15 protein-coding genes are annotated in these 14866 nt (G+C 57.0%); 9 read left to right on the top strand and 6 right to left on the bottom strand.

Annotation, left to right across the window (positions count from 1 at the left end):
• The first annotated feature begins 10 nt into the window (after positions 1-10).
• Together ACODTZ_RS20990 and ACODTZ_RS20985 are read left to right on the top strand one after the other, a co-directional pair.
• Complete coding sequence (locus ACODTZ_RS20990; protein WP_203428619.1) at positions 11-565, top strand: hypothetical protein; 555 nt, start codon at positions 11-13, stop codon at positions 563-565.
• A gap of 65 nt (positions 566-630) precedes the next feature.
• The gene (locus tag ACODTZ_RS20985; protein WP_203428618.1) at positions 631-1155 is read left to right on the top strand and encodes a cytochrome b; all 525 of its coding nucleotides are present in this window, start codon (positions 631-633) and stop codon (positions 1153-1155) included.
• On the opposite strand, the gene ACODTZ_RS20980 is transcribed toward ACODTZ_RS20985, so the two are convergent.
• The 3 genes from ACODTZ_RS20980 to ACODTZ_RS20970 form a co-directional block, all read right to left on the bottom strand.
• On the bottom strand, positions 1113-1556 hold the full coding sequence (locus ACODTZ_RS20980) for a YqaA family protein (RefSeq protein WP_246777470.1): 444 nt from the start codon (positions 1554-1556) through the stop codon (positions 1113-1115). The two genes, ACODTZ_RS20985 and ACODTZ_RS20980, sit on opposite strands and share 43 nt — an antisense overlap.
• A gap of 18 nt (positions 1557-1574) precedes the next feature.
• On the bottom strand, positions 1575-3014 hold the full coding sequence (locus tag ACODTZ_RS20975) for an oligosaccharide flippase family protein (RefSeq protein WP_489027841.1): 1440 nt from the start codon (positions 3012-3014) through the stop codon (positions 1575-1577).
• Positions 3015-3081: 67 nt separating this feature from the next.
• Positions 3082-3987, bottom strand: coding sequence for a CheR family methyltransferase (locus ACODTZ_RS20970; protein WP_489027798.1), 906 nt, complete (start codon positions 3985-3987; stop codon positions 3082-3084).
• Positions 3988-4713: 726 nt separating this feature from the next.
• Here ACODTZ_RS20970 and ACODTZ_RS20965 point away from each other — a divergent pair.
• The 7 genes from ACODTZ_RS20965 to ACODTZ_RS20935 all read left to right on the top strand — a co-directional run bounded on the left by ACODTZ_RS20965 (position 4714) and on the right by ACODTZ_RS20935 (position 10437).
• Positions 4714-5127 (top strand): hypothetical protein, encoded by a 414-nt coding sequence (locus ACODTZ_RS20965; RefSeq protein WP_203428616.1) that lies wholly within the window; start codon positions 4714-4716, stop codon positions 5125-5127.
• 83 nt (positions 5128-5210) lie between these two features.
• A complete protein-coding gene (locus ACODTZ_RS20960; RefSeq protein WP_203428615.1) occupies positions 5211-5438 on the top strand; it encodes a hypothetical protein in 228 nt (75 codons plus the stop codon).
• A complete protein-coding gene (locus ACODTZ_RS20955; protein ID WP_203428614.1) occupies positions 5435-6901 on the top strand; it encodes a TolC family protein in 1467 nt (488 codons plus the stop codon). Before ACODTZ_RS20960 ends, ACODTZ_RS20955 begins: the two co-directional genes overlap by 4 nt.
• Before the next feature lie 14 nt (positions 6902-6915).
• Positions 6916-8262 carry a multicopper oxidase family protein gene (locus ACODTZ_RS20950; protein ID WP_489027795.1) on the top strand — a complete coding sequence of 449 codons (1347 nt, stop codon included), beginning with the start codon at positions 6916-6918 and terminating at the stop codon, positions 8260-8262.
• Between the two features lie 33 nt (positions 8263-8295).
• Complete coding sequence (locus ACODTZ_RS20945) at positions 8296-8775, top strand: cupredoxin domain-containing protein (protein ID WP_203428613.1); 480 nt, start codon at positions 8296-8298, stop codon at positions 8773-8775.
• 16 nt (positions 8776-8791) lie between these two features.
• Entirely contained in the window at positions 8792-9076 is a 285-nt protein-coding gene (locus ACODTZ_RS20940; protein ID WP_203428612.1) for a copper-binding protein, read from the top strand.
• 65 nt (positions 9077-9141) lie between these two features.
• Complete coding sequence (locus tag ACODTZ_RS20935) at positions 9142-10437, top strand: adenylate/guanylate cyclase domain-containing protein (protein ID WP_203428611.1); 1296 nt, start codon at positions 9142-9144, stop codon at positions 10435-10437.
• Positions 10438-11050: 613 nt separating this feature from the next.
• On the opposite strand, the gene ACODTZ_RS20930 is transcribed toward ACODTZ_RS20935, so the two are convergent.
• From ACODTZ_RS20930 to ACODTZ_RS20920, 3 genes are all read right to left on the bottom strand, one after another.
• Positions 11051-11878 carry a hypothetical protein gene (locus tag ACODTZ_RS20930; protein ID WP_203428610.1) on the bottom strand — a complete coding sequence of 276 codons (828 nt, stop codon included), beginning with the start codon at positions 11876-11878 and terminating at the stop codon, positions 11051-11053.
• Positions 11879-12043: 165 nt separating this feature from the next.
• A complete protein-coding gene (locus ACODTZ_RS20925) occupies positions 12044-13939 on the bottom strand; it encodes a hypothetical protein (RefSeq protein ID WP_489027791.1) in 1896 nt (631 codons plus the stop codon).
• The gene (locus ACODTZ_RS20920) at positions 13932-14852 is read right to left on the bottom strand and encodes a TniB family NTP-binding protein (protein ID WP_203428608.1); all 921 of its coding nucleotides are present in this window, start codon (positions 14850-14852) and stop codon (positions 13932-13934) included. Before ACODTZ_RS20920 ends, ACODTZ_RS20925 begins: the two co-directional genes overlap by 8 nt.
• Positions 14853-14866: the final 14 nt, after the last annotated feature.

Here is a 14866-nt window from a genome sequence, read left to right as displayed (position 1 = left end):
GAAACGTCGCATGTATGATGGCATATCAAAGCTGTCCGTGGCTACGCTCGCGATATTGGCCTCTACCAATCTTGCTGCTCCAGCAAAACCTCGGTCTTCAGCTATTTCCGGCGCGGCCGTCTTCGAGAACGTCTGTCTTGCCGACGGTCCGATCCTTGATCATCTTGAGGACCTCGCCAAGGCCTCTCGATGGAAGCCGCTCGCGGAGGACTTGGTGGTCGCATTCACCCTGAGCGAAAACGCAGCAGCCGCAAAAGGGTGGATTATCGCGGATGATCCATTCGTCGCGGTAGCATCAAGCATGAATATAGTTGCTGGCCGTGCAGTGGAGGCATGCACCGTCGCCGCAGCAAATCAGGACGTCTCGCTCTTCGAGAAGCAGATCGTGGCAAAAACGGTCGCGACGCTTGAAGATACGGTTCAAAGCGAAAGAACAATCCTCAAGCGGTACTCGGCCCCCGACGGTCCGGAGAAGCAGGAACTCACCCTAACCCTACCAATCAACCTCATGGGTAAGGGCGCGGTAACCGCCTCGATTACAAGGAATCAGAGAATGGAAAATTGATCGAATGCGGGGCACGTAAAGTTAACGCCAGCGCTTTAGTGTGACTCCCAGAAGCGGGGGAACCAATGCGCAACGGATACCATCTTTCCCAAATTGTCATGCATTGGTTTATCGCGCTTCTCTTGCCGATCCAGTATCTGACGGGCGGAAGCATTGAGCGAACCCATCACGCGGTTCACATGGGAATGCAGCCCGCTTCCTCCGACATCCTCCAGCACACCATTCATAACTACGCCGGGCTTTTAATTGGCGCAGCAATGGTACTGCGCCTGCTTCTCCGAGTGCTTCAGCCGCCAAGCCCTCGAAAGCGGTTGAAAGGACAGCATCTCGCGGCCGCCCTGCTCCACGGCAGCATGTACGTGGCCATCATCTTCCAGGCCGCGCTGGGCGTGGTCGCAAGCTACGTGACATTTGCGGTCGCGCCGCTCCACGTCATCGGGTCGAATGTCATTCTCGCTGTCGTGGGCTTACATTTCGTTGCTGCGGCATGGCACACGTTGGTTCGTCGCGATGCCACCCTCGACCGCATGATGCTGCCACGTTCGGATCAGCCAAGGACCTGGACCGTCAAAAATGCCAAAACTACGTAGCGCCCGGATTTCGCGACAAACACGAGAAGAGTGAACGTCAACAGCGGCTCCCGCAAAATCCCTGCAACCACGGTGATCGCGTCCCCGAAGATCGGCATCCAGGACAGCAGTAGAGACCATTTTCCATACCGACGGTACCAGTCTGATGCCCGCTTCAACCGCTCCTCTGTGACTGGGAACCACCGTCTCCCCTTGAAGCGTTCGATGCCCCTCCCAAGGAACCAGTTCGTCACGCTGCCCAGCGTGTTGCCGATGCTGGCAACGACGAGGAGAAGCCAAAGCGAAAACTTCTGCGAAATGATCATCCCGACCAGCACCGGCTCCGACTGAAGCGGAAGAACACTTGCCGCGCCCAAAGCGGTGAGAAACAGAGCTGCATAGGAAGTGAGAGTCAGAAGCACGCCTGGACCCGATCCGAACTATGAGACGCGGCCGATTTGCTGGTCGGGCCTTCTCGACGCCGTAACATTTGGTTTATTCTGCCTCAGCCTATAAACCGCGTGCGCAAGTGCAAGCGCTACTGAGTAGACAAGCACGACGAAGGCGATATCGAGTACGGGATTGAGGGAAGGTTGCAGGCTCTGGGGCAGAGCCTCGCTGCGCCAGATGAAGGCTGCGGCCATGCAGAAGACTGCTGGCACAACCCGATGCAACAGCGCTCTCGCTGTCGATTTCGCTTCCAGACCCCCGCTGTCATGCTGAAGACCAACCGTCGACCAAAGACCGTAGGCAGCAACCCCGCACTGGGCAATCGCCAGCATAACGGGCCCTAGCGGCGCGAATGCGAAGGTCGCCCCGACGAGGAGCGCAACATTCCTTATCGTTATCTTCAGCCGCTTCGCTATCGTCCCGGTCACTGATAGCAAGGGTTCATTGAAGTAGCCGGGCAGCAGCAGCAGTTGCTTCACAGCAAGGATTGAGACGATAAGGGCGCTAGCGTGCCAGCGCTCTCCGAGCAGCTTGTCAACGATCTCGCCGGAGAACAGCAGCAGGACGAAAAAGATGGGAAAGGAAACTGCATAAAGCGCCACCCAAGCCGTTGCCACGAACTCCCGCAGCGTTCCCTTCCCTTCAGCATACCCCCGCCGGAACATGATCCAGGAAAGTGCTCGCGTCGGTTCCCCAAGGGCTTCCGAGAAGGCCGCAACAATTCGCTCGGCCGCACGGTAGTAAGCCGCATCTGTGACGCTTTGAAATCCTGCGACTGCGAAGGTGCTACAGAACGAGCCCGCGAATATTATGAGGCGATTGACGACGATGTTGAACGAGAAATCCGCCAGTTCCCGGGCATCACGAACTGTCGGGCGCAGCGATGGCCGCTCACGCATATGATAAAAATACAAGCCAATGGCGACAATCTGAGACATAAACCGTCCCAAGGGCAATGACACGACGCCGAGTTCGGTTGCCATACCACCGGCCGCAATTGCGAGCCCCGCAAACTCTGACACCAACCGGACTGTAGCCTGGGCTTTCAGATGCCCTTGGGATATGAGGGCGGCCTCGAACGAGGTGGCAACAGTGGTTGGCAAGATCACCAAACTATACACGGCGAGCAAAGTCCCCGCTGCGGGCCCGGCCAGTGCCGCGACAAAACCAGCCAGCGCTAGAGAGATCACCGAGCAGAGCCCGGCGCTTCCCACAGAGAGCGAGGTAACTATCTGGAACAATGATCGGCTGTAACCCGTGCGCAGTAGGTGCTCGGCCCATCCAGCTTCCGCGATGATTGTCAGCAACGTCATCACGGCGGACAAAACGGCGTAAAGACCGAACTCTGACGCCTCCAAGAACCTGGCCGCCATGAAAAAGAGCAGAAACTGGATCGCCTGCGACCCGATCTTAGCTCCCAAGAGCCACACACCATGTCTGAGCGTATCGTTGACCTCCGTGGGCAGCGGCGGCTTGATCGACGCCGCCGCCCTGTTATCAATGTGAACGCTGAAAAATGATGGTGTAACGCACCCGCCAGTCTGGCTCGCTCCGGTCAATTGGCTCAGCGGCCCACCGCAACCACGGCCAGCCCTGCTTTGACTCGTCTGAAGTCCAAATCGCGTCCTGATTGATAAGCACCGGGGTGAACCGAGAACCCCGGATGGTCCGCGTCTTTACATCAAGATCGACGCCGTCGATGACAAGGATGCCACCTGGGCGGACCAGACCCATCACATTACGAAGACATTGATCCGCTGAACGATCATCCATTGGACCCATAAAGTTATTCGCGAGAACTACGTCCTGCGGTCCGATCATCGCTACGATGTCGTCCTTGATTGCGTCGGCAACAAACCATGAGGTCCCAGCCTTCAACCAGTCGTGGACCTCACACACCCCATCTCTGCCCGGCTCCATCAATCCGGAGAACTCGGCGACCTCTGAGGCCTCCACTTCAGGCCGACCAGCGTGGAACATTCCTCCTTCGCCAGCCGCTCTTCCTGGCTGGTATCTTCCTAGCTGCGCGACCTTGACTACCTCCTCAGACAGGTCCGAGCCATATCCGAAAATTTCCTTGCCTGGATAAGCTTTTCGAAGCGTGTAAAGCACAGAGTACAATTCGGCCCCGGTACTGCATCCTATCGAGGCGATGCGGAGAGGTTCACCTGTCTCCATCCTGCCGGTCAGTTGGGTCAGTGCATCCAGGAGAGGTGGATTGCGCATGAAATGCGTGAAGTGCGTCTGCACTTTCACGGTATCTCGGGTAAACCGCCGATAGATGAACCGACCGGTTTTATTCATGATTGGCGTCTGTGCGACGGACGCTGGCATGGTCTCCCACACTGTCCGGCAGACACGACGCGGCATTCGGCGAAACTTCGCCATCGTATGAGTAAGCATAAGGGCTCCTTCAGCGCTCTGCGGCTCAGCGCGGCGCTCAGGTCAAAAAGACAGTGGCTGTTGGCTCCAAGAGGCGCATCAAGCCAGGTGATTTGAAATGGAGATGGTCTCGCTGACGCGTTCGGCCCAGACGGGCAGGAAGCAGGATGCGAGATCGGCGATCTTATGCTCGCGGCGGACGAAGGATACCAGACGGCGATTGAGACGTGAGCGACGACACGACCGGGTCAGGCTCCGTCCCGCTGACTTGCGGGAGTCGAACCTGCGCAAACGCAGTGAGGATGGCTGGAGAGTTGCATGTGGGGCTGCAGCAGCGCCCGTTCTGGTGCTGATCCTTTGCCGAAGGCTCGCCTTTTCCGCAATGATTTTTGGCACTTTCGTGGAGGGACACTTGGTCAGCTCGCCCCGTATCGTCGTGATCGAGGGATAACGAAATCGCACCAAAGCTCATCGAGATCGCGAACCACAAGATCGCAACTGCTTTCCACAGCGAGTTTCTCGACATCTTAGCCATGGCTGATTTTCTATGAGGAGAAGCAGCCTGATTCAATTCGTCCAGATGGTCGGGCTATGACCGAATGACGTAGAATTCATTGATCACGCAGGTTGACCTTACAACGATGGCAAGGTCTACACGCTCCCTCGTCCGCCTCGAAAAGGTCGCGAATCTTTGACAGGCAGGACGCTCCGATTGAACTTGAGCTGCTTTCGATGTAGCTCTTTGGAATGGGCAAAATGTATCGAATCGCACTGAGCAAGATGCTCGTCATTGTGCGGCTGGTGATCATTGTATCACTGGCAGGATACACGTTGTCCAATGCGAACGCCGCCATGCATGGCAACGCGTTTCCCGAAGTATCTGTCGCGGACGTTTCCGCAACGGCCCATGCTGTTCATTTAGAGGCGAAAGCGCCGGGTCAGCATGCCGCCCATCACCATGCCGGTGCCGAGAATGCAGCTGATGGTGATAACGATCAGATTGCCAAGCAAGAGTGCTGCAAAGATTTCTGCGGTGGATTTGGAATCATTTGCGACGGCCACGATGTTGGCGGGCCCATCGTCGCCGCCATCCGGCAGTTCGTCGATGATCGCGAAACAGTTGGCGAACTGCCGGTCCTTCATCGTCCGCCTAATATCTGAATAAGCAATCCCGTTCGGCCGGGCTCACCAGGCGCTGCGAATACCGCACGCCGGAATGACATTGCTTATTTGGATTCCGAAAAATGAAAACGACCATATTCGTGGTTGGTCTGCCCCTTCTGCTGGGCAGTTGCGCCGCCACGTTGCCTCCTGACGTCGTCGCCTCGTCTGACGTCGACGAAACCTACTCAGTTCGTCCGGTTCAATATGCATCGCCGATCTCAGGTTACACCGCTCGGCAGCCTGTCGATCCCAAGCCGTGGCGCAGGCAGGACAACCGCACGACAAAGCAAGAAGGAGGTGCTTCATGACCTCCCTGAGAACCCTTCTGATCGTTGCGGTCATCCCTCTTGCGGTCGCGGGCTGCGTTACTAATCCCGAGTATTCCAAGAAGGATGGCGGTTTCAGCACCGTCGCCAATAAGACTGCTGCGATCACAGCGAAAGAAACGGTCTGGATTCAAAGCCAGCAGCAGGCGCAAGCGACCTCTGCTCAGGTCAGGACCCTGCTTTCGCGAAAGAAGACGCTCGATGCCGATACAGCTGTCCAGATTGCCCTTCTCAACAACAAGGGTCTCCAGGCAGCCTATTCCGAGCTTGGGGATAGCTCAGCCGACGCTTGGCAGGCGACAATGCTGCTGAACCCGACGGTCTCGGTCGGCTTCTCCGGTATCGGCACACCGGAACTTGAAGCTTTTCGGGCCATCGAGGGCGCGATAACAACCAACATTCTCGCACTGATGACCAAGAAACGTGACATCGAGATTGCCGACACGCGATTTCGCCAAGCGCAGCTCAACGCGGCTGTCCGTACGTTGCAAACAGCCGCTGATACTCGCCGCGCGTGGATAAATGCGGTCGCCGCCTGGGAGAATGTCGGCCAGCTGCAGCGGGCGCAGGTAGCCGCCGATGCCGCGTCGGAGCTGGCACAGAAGCTTGGCGAAACGGGTGCGATGGCGAAAGGTCCACAAGCGCGTGAGCATGTGTTCGTCGCTGAATTGGCGGGCGAAACCGCAAAGGCACGGTTGGCAGCTCGTCTGGCAAAGGAAGAACTTACCCGTCTTATGGGACTGTGGGGATCAGACCTTGATTACAAGGTGCCCAATAGCCTGCCTTCCCTGCCCAAGGGCGTGACCAAACGCGATGCCATCGAGGCCGAGGCGCTTCGCAACCGTATTGACCTCCAGGTTGCGAAACTAGAGCTTGAGGCAACCGCGCGGTCTTACGGCCTGACAGAAGCCACACGTTACGTGACCGATCTCGAAATCCTGACAGGCTTCGAATCCGAGCGTGAAGTCGAAGACGGCAAGAAAAAGTGGGAAACCACGGCGTCCGGGGAACTAGAATTCGCCATCCCCCTTTTCGACACCGGCAAGGCGCGAATGCGCAAGGCTGAACTCGGCTACATGCGTGCTGCCAACCAATTGGCGGAAAAAGCCGTCAACGTGCGCTCGGAAGCTCGCTCTGCCTATGAGGCTTACCGGTCGAACTACGACATCGCTCGGCACTATCGGAACAACGTCGTGCCCCTACGCACCAAGGTCGAAGAGGAATCCCTCCTCACCTACAACGGCATGATCACCAACACGTTCGAACTCCTGACCGACACCCGAGACAAGATCAATTCCATCCTGCTTTCCGTCAACGCCAAGCGCGACTTCTGGCTTGCCGAAGCAAACCTCGCACCTGCTGTCTACGGCGGCGGCTCCTCTGCGGCATCAGCCGAAACAGAAGTGGCCGCAGCGTCCGAAGGCGGCGGTGGTGGCGGGCATTGAGAAAGGGCATCCAAATGTTCAACAGACGACAACTATTTGGCGCGGGCGCAGCTCTGATGGCGGCCGGTGCCTGGACCAAGACATCGGCGATGGGCCTGCCTGACGCGCCGACGATGGAGTCGGCCGATATGCAGCCGCCGCTTCATCCGACGTCCGGTCCCGACTACCAGCCGGTGGTCACTCTCAACGGCTGGACCCTGCCCCACCGGATGAATAACGGCGTCAAGGAATTCCACCTCGTCGCGGAGCCAGTGGAACGGGAAATGGCCGAAGGCATGACCGCCTACCTCTGGGGCTACAACGGCCAGTCCCCGGGTCCGACGATTGAAGCCGTCGAAGGTGATCGCGTCCGCATTTTCGTCACCAACAAGCTCCCTGAACACACGACGATCCACTGGCATGGCATGATCCTGCCCTCGGGAATGGACGGCGTCGGCGGGCTGACGCAGCCACACATCCCGGTGGGCAAGACTTTCGTCTACGAGTTCGACCTCGTGAAGTCCGGCACCTTTATGTACCACCCGCATTCGGACGAGATGGTCCAGATGGCGATGGGCATGATGGGCTTCTTCGTGATCCATCCCAAGGACCCGAAGTTCATGCCGGTGGACCGGGATTTCGTGTTCCTTCTAAACGCCTACGACATCGATCCGGGTTCGTACGTTCCCAAGATCATGGAGATGACCGACTTCAACATGTGGTGCTGGAATAGCCGGGTGTTCCCGGACATCAGCCCCTTGGTCGTGTCGAAGAACGACCGCGTGCGCGTGCGCGTCGGCAACCTCACCATGACCAACCACCCTGTCCACATGCACGGGTATGATTTCGAAGTGACTTGCACCGACGGCGGCTGGGTACGCCCCGAAGCCCGCTGGCCGGAAGTCAGCATCGACATCCCGGTTGGCGCAATGCGGGCTTACGAATTCGACGCAAAGTACCTCGGCGACTGGGCGATCCACTGCCATAAGTCACACCACACGATGAACGCGATGGGGCACGACATTCCAACCTTCATCGGCGTCGACAAGTCAAAGGTCGCCGAGAAAATCCGAAAGGTCCAACCCGAGTACATGCCCATGGGCACCAAGGGTATGGCCGACATGGGCGAGATGGAGATGCCAATCCCTGAAAACACCGTTCCGATGATGACCGGTTGGGGTCCCCACGGCCCCATCGAGATGGGCGGAATGTTCTCCGTCGTGAAGGTTCGCGAGGGTATCTCTGCGGACGATTACTCCGATCCGGGTTGGTACGAGAACCCGCCCGGGACCCAGGCTTGGGAATGGACCGGCGAACTGCCGGACGCCACCAAAGCCACAGACGCCAAGACACAGATCACGCCAAAGCCGACGAACGGCTGAAGCATACTCCCCCCCAAGAAGAAGGAACCTGCAATGAAGCATTATGTAATCGCCCTCGCCCTCGCCGCTCTCGCGAGCCCAACGCTGGCCTCCGGCAACCATGCTGGCGGACATGGCGAGAAGCTTGCTGTCGGCGAACCCGGCGACAAGACCAAGGCCACGCAAACCATCCGCGTGACCATGAAAGAAACCGACGACGGCAAGATGATCTTCCAGCCTGCAATCATCAAGGTCCGCAAGGGTCAGACCATCAAGATCGCTCTGAAGAACGCGGGCGGCACTGACCACGAGTTCGTGCTCGATCAGGAAGACAAGATCATGGAGCATAAGGCTGTGATGGAGAAATTCCCGGAAATGGAACATGCCGACCCCAATTCCATCCGTCTGGCAGCAGGCGCGACGGGTGAAATCGTCTGGAAGTTCACGAACGACGGTGAATTCAAATTCGCCTGCCTCATCCCCGGTCACTACGAAGCTGGCATGCACGGCGACGTGTCCGTTGCAGCAAAGTAAGGAAAGGAAACTCGTTATGAAATTCGCAATCAATCTCGCGCTGGCAGCCACAATTGCCCTCGCAGGAACGTCGATGGCTCTGGCTCAGGAATTCACGAAAGGCGTCGTCAACAAGATTGACGCCAAGGCGCAGAAGGTCACCATCAAGCATGAAGACCTCAAGAACCTCGATATGCCAGCCATGACGATGGTCTTCCGTGTCAAGGATGCGGCAATGCTCGAAAAGCTAAAGGAAGGTCAGAACATCGAGTTCGTCGCTGAGCGCGTCGATGGAAAACTGACAGTCACTGAAATCAAGTGACCAATCATCCCTGGGCTCCGTAAAGGGCCCAGGGACCCCAGTTTGAGTTCTTATAGCCGATACGCATGTCACCCAACGTTGATCTCAGCGCCCTCATTTTACGGTTAGCCTCAGCTCTCCTGGTCTCGTCGGCTCTCTGGACCGGCAGCCTCGATTCCGCTGCCATCGTGGTCTTGTCGTATCTGTTCTGGAGCGTCTTGGGAGATGCATTGCTTAGGCCTAGAATAGGCTGGATCGCTCCGATTGGCCTTGCGATCCTGGATGCGGCGCTGGCGGGGTATGTACTCTACGAGCATCTGCTGGCTCCCTCACCCCAAGCCCGTCACGAGTTGACAGCATCCAGTCTGGTCGTTGTCTTTCTTCTCTTGAACCAAGTCGCGATGCGCCTAGACACCGCACTCGTTCTGGTATTCGGGGCCGCTGTCGCGCTAGCCTGGAGCGCGATGTTGGTGGTGCTGGCTTTTAGGCACACGGGCAGTCAGCACGGCCCGTTGGTCGACATCATTCCGTTGCAGGACCTCCTGCTTCTTCTTTGCTTTTGCCTGGCCATCGGTGCAGCCGCCCTTTCCGCGAGGCGTTTTAGGCACGTACGTGTACATGCCTACCGGCTTGAGGAGCGACGCGCGAACCTCTCACGCTTCTTCTCTCCGACGGTAATCGGCGACCTCCAAGATGCGACATCTGTCCTTGATCTTGAACGGCGCGAAGCAGCCATCATGTTCATCGACCTACGAGACTTCACGGCCTATGCCGAAAATGCACCGGCCAGCGAGATGGCTAGCGTGCTTGCGCAATACCGGCGCATCATCGCTGGCGCGGTCCTCAGCTTCAATGGGACCGTCGATAAGTTCATCGGCGATGGAGTCATGGTTGTTTTTGGTCAACCAAAGGCCTCGCCAGACGATCCCGAGCGAGCACTGTCTTGCGCTCTATTCGTTGCGCAGGAACTCGAAGTGTGGCGCAACGAGGCGTTCGCAAGAGGACAACCTTCCTTCCATGCAGGGATCGGCGTTCATTGCGGAGTGGTTGTCGGCGGCGTCTTGGAGAGCGGCTTCCATGATGAATTTACGGTCATCGGAGACGTGGTGAATGTGGCCCAGCGCTTGGAGGCGCTTGCCAAAATACTCGGTTCGCCGCTGGTCGTTTCTGAAAATCTGCTGAAACGAGCGCCAGCCCAAGCGGCAAAAATACAATGGGTCAGAAAGAGAGATGTCAGTCTGACGGGTCGAAGTGGCTCCCTCGACATTGCCTTCATCCGCCGGAATTCGTCTGCAACCGGTCAAGTCGATGGGGCCGAGCACAGCGCTTCAAGCAAATCTTCTTTCCAATCCCGTTTGGCATCGACCGGCCTCGGCAGGTAATCCGCCCCTCCAACGTATACCCGGCCGGGAGTGCACTTGACCTTGGCTCCATGCGCTCCTCCGTCGGTGAACACCGTAACGCCCGCCTTTGTCTTTTCCGAAAGCCCAATCGTGACTTCGTAGTCGTAATCGTCTTCACGAAGTGCCGTCACCTCGTTGATCGTCAAAGCGACCGAGATGTCTCCCGGAAAACTAGATGTGTGAAATGGAGAACGCTCTCCAGCGCTCGCTGCCGCTGGAGCGATGATAACTGCAAGCAGGGTAACTTTCGCCCACATTTGGCCCTCCTCGCCTGAGCAGACAGGTGATTATACGCTTCTTGAGCGATCCCGTCGACTCACGCCCCGTCAGCTCGGAAGCTGCTGCAAACGCCAGATTGGTCGCGGCTAACCTCATTTTGATGGCGTTCGATGTGTTCAAGCCCAGATGTCTACGCAGGCGAGTCATGTAACAGGCAACTACCCTCGGTCTGAAACGAATGCTTATACAGGCAACTGCCAAGTCACTCGCGTGATAACGATGCCCCATAGGGCGGCAACGGCCAGCGCGAACCTGCCGTGACGGACAACCCAGATCAGGATTGCCCGGTCCGATGTTAGGCCGTGCGCCCTTCTCAGTCCTCCTCCTCCTGCATTTCGATCCACTCCCCAGATGCCCTATCGAAAGCGCGAGAGATTGGCAAAGGCTTGTCCAACGCAGCGACTTCGAGTTCAGCTGTGTACGGCACCTCAATGCCCAAAGCCTTCGCGCGTTCGAAGACTTGCGGGCCACTCAGCCCAAGGCGTTTTACGACGCGTCGTAAACTAAGCGAGCCATAAGACCATCCATCAATCATCGTTCGCTCGTAGTCCGGATGGCCCTTCTCGAAGCGGCCTCGATCTTCTGTTCTATAAAGCTCGACGGCTTTCAAGACACAGCCAATAGCTTCTTCGTCAGTCATATATCCGGCACCGAAGCCATCATCGGTCGGCCACTCCTCCCCGTGCCACCAACCAGGAGCCCGGGTGCCACTTTCATTTCCGCCGATCTCAAGCCGCCACTCGGCTCCCCTTGCCCGGAAATACCAGAATTCCCCGTCGATTATTCCTTGAGCCTGAACAGGGCATGAGCCAGCTAGCTCGAACAAGGTAAATTCCGGCAAGCTTTCGAGTTTTGCCCGGGTGTCTGGATCGAGCTTAAGCCGCTGGAGATTGAGCGGGCCACCCTCTTCTCTGTCGAATTCGAAATGAAAGCCCCTTGCTCTTGCGACCTGAAAGAACTCCATCAGCTTGGTGTTCGCAGTTGTCGCCCAACGGTTACCGTCGATCACGATGCCTTCGTGTTCGGCGGCAAGCTCGATTTCACGACGCTGCTCTGCAGAGGCATCGGAAAACGTCACAAGGTGTGTCGGTGATCCGTTTGACCATTCGGTCCGCCAGTGGATCGTTCGCGTAGCTGCCATTCATTTCCCCCGCGCAGGTCGTGTCGGCTCGGCGACCAGCGCCGCCACTCGAATTTCCACCTTAAACGTGCTTACCTCAACGCAGACAGTATGGTTGGCCTCTTGGTGCGACGTCGATGTCGTTTGTTGTCCTAGCATCGGGCGACCGACCGCCATTTTGCTCGCCTAGCGCAAGCCGAGGCATGATAACGCGGCATCCCGTTGCCAGAGCACCATGTTCTCCGCCAAAATATGTGGCACTTCTGCTCTCTGCAGAAGGGTAAACACCTTTGGCGTTCTGATTCTGCGGATCACGCACAAATCCGTCAGTTCGAAGCTGAATGCATAGGATCGACGCAAATCTGCCAACCTCCTTATCGTCGCGACGCTCTGCCATTGGAAGTGCTTCGACAAAATTGCAGCTATCCTCCGAGTTTTCCCCATTGTCATTGCCAACTCCGAGGAGGTTAGAAAAACTTCGGCAAAGCGATTGGGACGTGGAGGAACATCAAGAAGAGCTGTCAGCTCTTCGAAATCGTCGACGTACAGGCCGCGCAGAACACCCTGATCGCAACCGGGACCTCGCTGCAAATGCACCTCCCCTTCGATTGCGGCGTGCAATACCACCGACCAAGGAAGAGAATGTGTTGGATCGAGAGCGAACTTGGCCGCAACCAAACTCATGCCGTTTGGCTTTCGCGCGACGGGCACATTGGCGTTGATCCATTCCAATACGTCGACCGGCTTTTGCCGAACCTCCTGATCAATTCCAATCGCCGACATATGTTGGTGCAGCGGGTCGAGGAGACCTGAGAGGTAGACTTCCACAAGATCGGGTATCGAGAGGCCGAGCTTAGTCGAAAGGAGCCGGGCCGAACGGATGTCTCGGACAACACGGATAGCGACCTCGGTGCCGTTCCTCACGTTGCCTGGTCTGTTCACTAGCTCAAGCATGCTGGTCCGCGCATTTCGCGCGGGGGCGGAAGATACTATGGCACCGGCAAAACCTGGAAATTTTTCCAGCCCCTGGAAAACGCCGAGAGCCATCTTCCGCGTTTGAACCTCCATCAGCGCCCGGATATCAGCCCTAACCGCTACGCTAAGCGAGGAATCCCCCTCCAGATATTTCAGCATTCGTGTGTCGTTGCGGGTCGCGCCATGTTCGTCAGCTAGTTCGAGCAACCCTGCTGGCCAAGCGAGCAATGCACGACCCGCTCGCTGAATGTTGTTGGAAGAGAGGTGTTTAACAGGGCCTCGGCGGCGCTCCTCGTGGCGCTGGCATTCCATAGCTAGCTTAACAACGAACTGGTAAAGCTCTGCGCGTGTCTTCGGCAGATAGGCCGTCGGCCATCGCGCCTTAAAGGAACCATCGGATATTAGTGGGTCCAAAATTTCCAGGACAAATTGCATTGCATCCGGATCATCGGGCTCGACCAAGGGCTGCGGAAAATCACGCAGGTCGGTCATTGGACCTCTGCATCTGTGGCAGAAGGATACTCCTCTGGTCGTCTGCCAAGCCAGATGTGCATGACACACCGGACAGCGATCTATCAGACGCTCCATCGTAGCGGGATCACAGGGCAGCCAGCGGACCGACCAGATTGCCCGTTGATACTCTGCCACCTTTAACGCTCGGGGGGAGACCCGGCGGAACTGTGAAAAGTCGGCTCGCTGTAGATGGTGGCCAAAAAACGAAACATACTGCCTAGAGCGGACCTGACGGTTTTCCAAAAGCTTGTACAAGTTCTCGGCATCACGGCGAATACCGAGGACATCAACGATGCGAGAGACATCCTCCTGATGGGCAACTGATGTAAATCCGGATAAGCTCCTGAACGAAACGGGACGCGCTAGACGAACCACCAACTCCGTACGCCGATAACCGTTCTCCTCTGTGGCGCGATACGCAGCGTCGCGAAGGCTTTCACCAGGTTGCAGCTCAAGCGCCACCGGAAAAAACATATCTAAGGTTTCCTCCCGCAGAACATCAAAGTCATCGCCATCTACAGGCGGGCGATCCAGCGCTCCGACGATGTCATCGACCTCGCGGTCGCCTGGGCGTGTGCTTAGAAGATCAGGCAACGCGGGTCTCCTTTTTGCGAGTCTTGCGGCTCTCGCGGAAGGGGTTGTGGGTCACGATCTTATTCTTGATCGAATACGCGTCGGTCGCGGCTTCCAAATGGTCGAGTCGGACCTCCTCCGCATCTTCATGTCGTGCAATGTATGCGGCGTGTTCGACGAGGCGCGATACACGACCACGAAGCCCGCCACTGGCGATAAAGAGACAGGCGATGGTATTGTCGATGACGAAATTACTCCGCTTGGGAAAGAGGCCATGCTCCTTCAATGCAAGGCCGAGATCGGCACAGTAACTTCCGAAGAGGTGCATATCTGCAGCGCAATCTTGCTTTAACGTCTTTATCGACACGTCGTGATTCATGCTGACGAGCTGGCCGTCGCTGAGAATCTTACTTTCGGCCTCTTCCGTACCTGCCACAACCACGGGACACCCCATTTTGGCAAACCCGCGAAGCGTATTGTGGGTCTTGGTCGCGTCAAGATCAGTTGCTTTGCGAATACGGAGGTTGCTCGCTTCGTCGAAGATCAACAACTCGGTCTTGTAGTAATTGATGTACTTGATGATCCTTTCCAATTTGTCGTCCGCATTGCCGTCACCGGGAAACGGGTCTTTGTAAGCTCGCAGTATTTGCTTGACGAAACTCAGGTAAGAAGAGTCGCCGTTCAAGGTTATTCCAACGATTTTACGCTGGGGTCTCTTGTTATCTGGCTTTTCTGGATCGACATCATCAGGAAAGTGGGCCTCCATGTACGCCTCCAGGATTGTCGTCTTTCCTGCGTGCGACTTTCCAAAAAGGCTGACCAGCGAGCCTTCGATCTTCGACCGCCCGCCAATCTCTAGTGCGCTTCTTCGCGCCTCTCGAACGTTGTCAAAGGCGGAATGGGCAGCCACCATCTCAGGATAGATGATGCGCATGAGGCGAAATTCGG

It is taken from the genome of Rhizobium sp. FG113 (assembly GCF_057809895.1).
The sequence above is the reverse complement of the archived record's forward strand: the minus strand, read 5'-3'. Positions and strand labels throughout refer to the sequence as shown.

Bases quoted from the DNA above. Each gene is read 5' to 3' on its own strand.
- ACODTZ_RS20950 (WP_489027795.1), top strand. From the start codon at position 6,916: ATGTTCAACAGACGACAACTATTTGGCGCGGGCGCAGCTCTGATGGCG.
- ACODTZ_RS20940 (WP_203428612.1), top strand. From the start codon at position 8,792: ATGAAATTCGCAATCAATCTCGCGCTGGCAGCCACAATTGCCCTCGCA.
- ACODTZ_RS20945 (WP_203428613.1), top strand. From the start codon at position 8,296: ATGAAGCATTATGTAATCGCCCTCGCCCTCGCCGCTCTCGCGAGCCCA.
- ACODTZ_RS20955 (WP_203428614.1), top strand. From the start codon at position 5,435: ATGACCTCCCTGAGAACCCTTCTGATCGTTGCGGTCATCCCTCTTGCG.
- ACODTZ_RS20970 (WP_489027798.1), bottom strand. From the start codon at position 3,987: ATGCTTACTCATACGATGGCGAAGTTTCGCCGAATGCCGCGTCGTGTC.
- ACODTZ_RS20920 (WP_203428608.1), bottom strand. From the start codon at position 14,852: ATGCGCATCATCTATCCTGAGATGGTGGCTGCCCATTCCGCCTTTGAC.
- ACODTZ_RS20990 (WP_203428619.1), top strand. From the start codon at position 11: ATGTATGATGGCATATCAAAGCTGTCCGTGGCTACGCTCGCGATATTG.
- ACODTZ_RS20965 (WP_203428616.1), top strand. From the start codon at position 4,714: ATGGGCAAAATGTATCGAATCGCACTGAGCAAGATGCTCGTCATTGTG.
- ACODTZ_RS20985 (WP_203428618.1), top strand. From the start codon at position 631: ATGCGCAACGGATACCATCTTTCCCAAATTGTCATGCATTGGTTTATC.
- ACODTZ_RS20960 (WP_203428615.1), top strand. From the start codon at position 5,211: ATGAAAACGACCATATTCGTGGTTGGTCTGCCCCTTCTGCTGGGCAGT.
- ACODTZ_RS20930 (WP_203428610.1), bottom strand. From the start codon at position 11,878: ATGGCAGCTACGCGAACGATCCACTGGCGGACCGAATGGTCAAACGGA.
- ACODTZ_RS20935 (WP_203428611.1), top strand. From the start codon at position 9,142: ATGTCACCCAACGTTGATCTCAGCGCCCTCATTTTACGGTTAGCCTCA.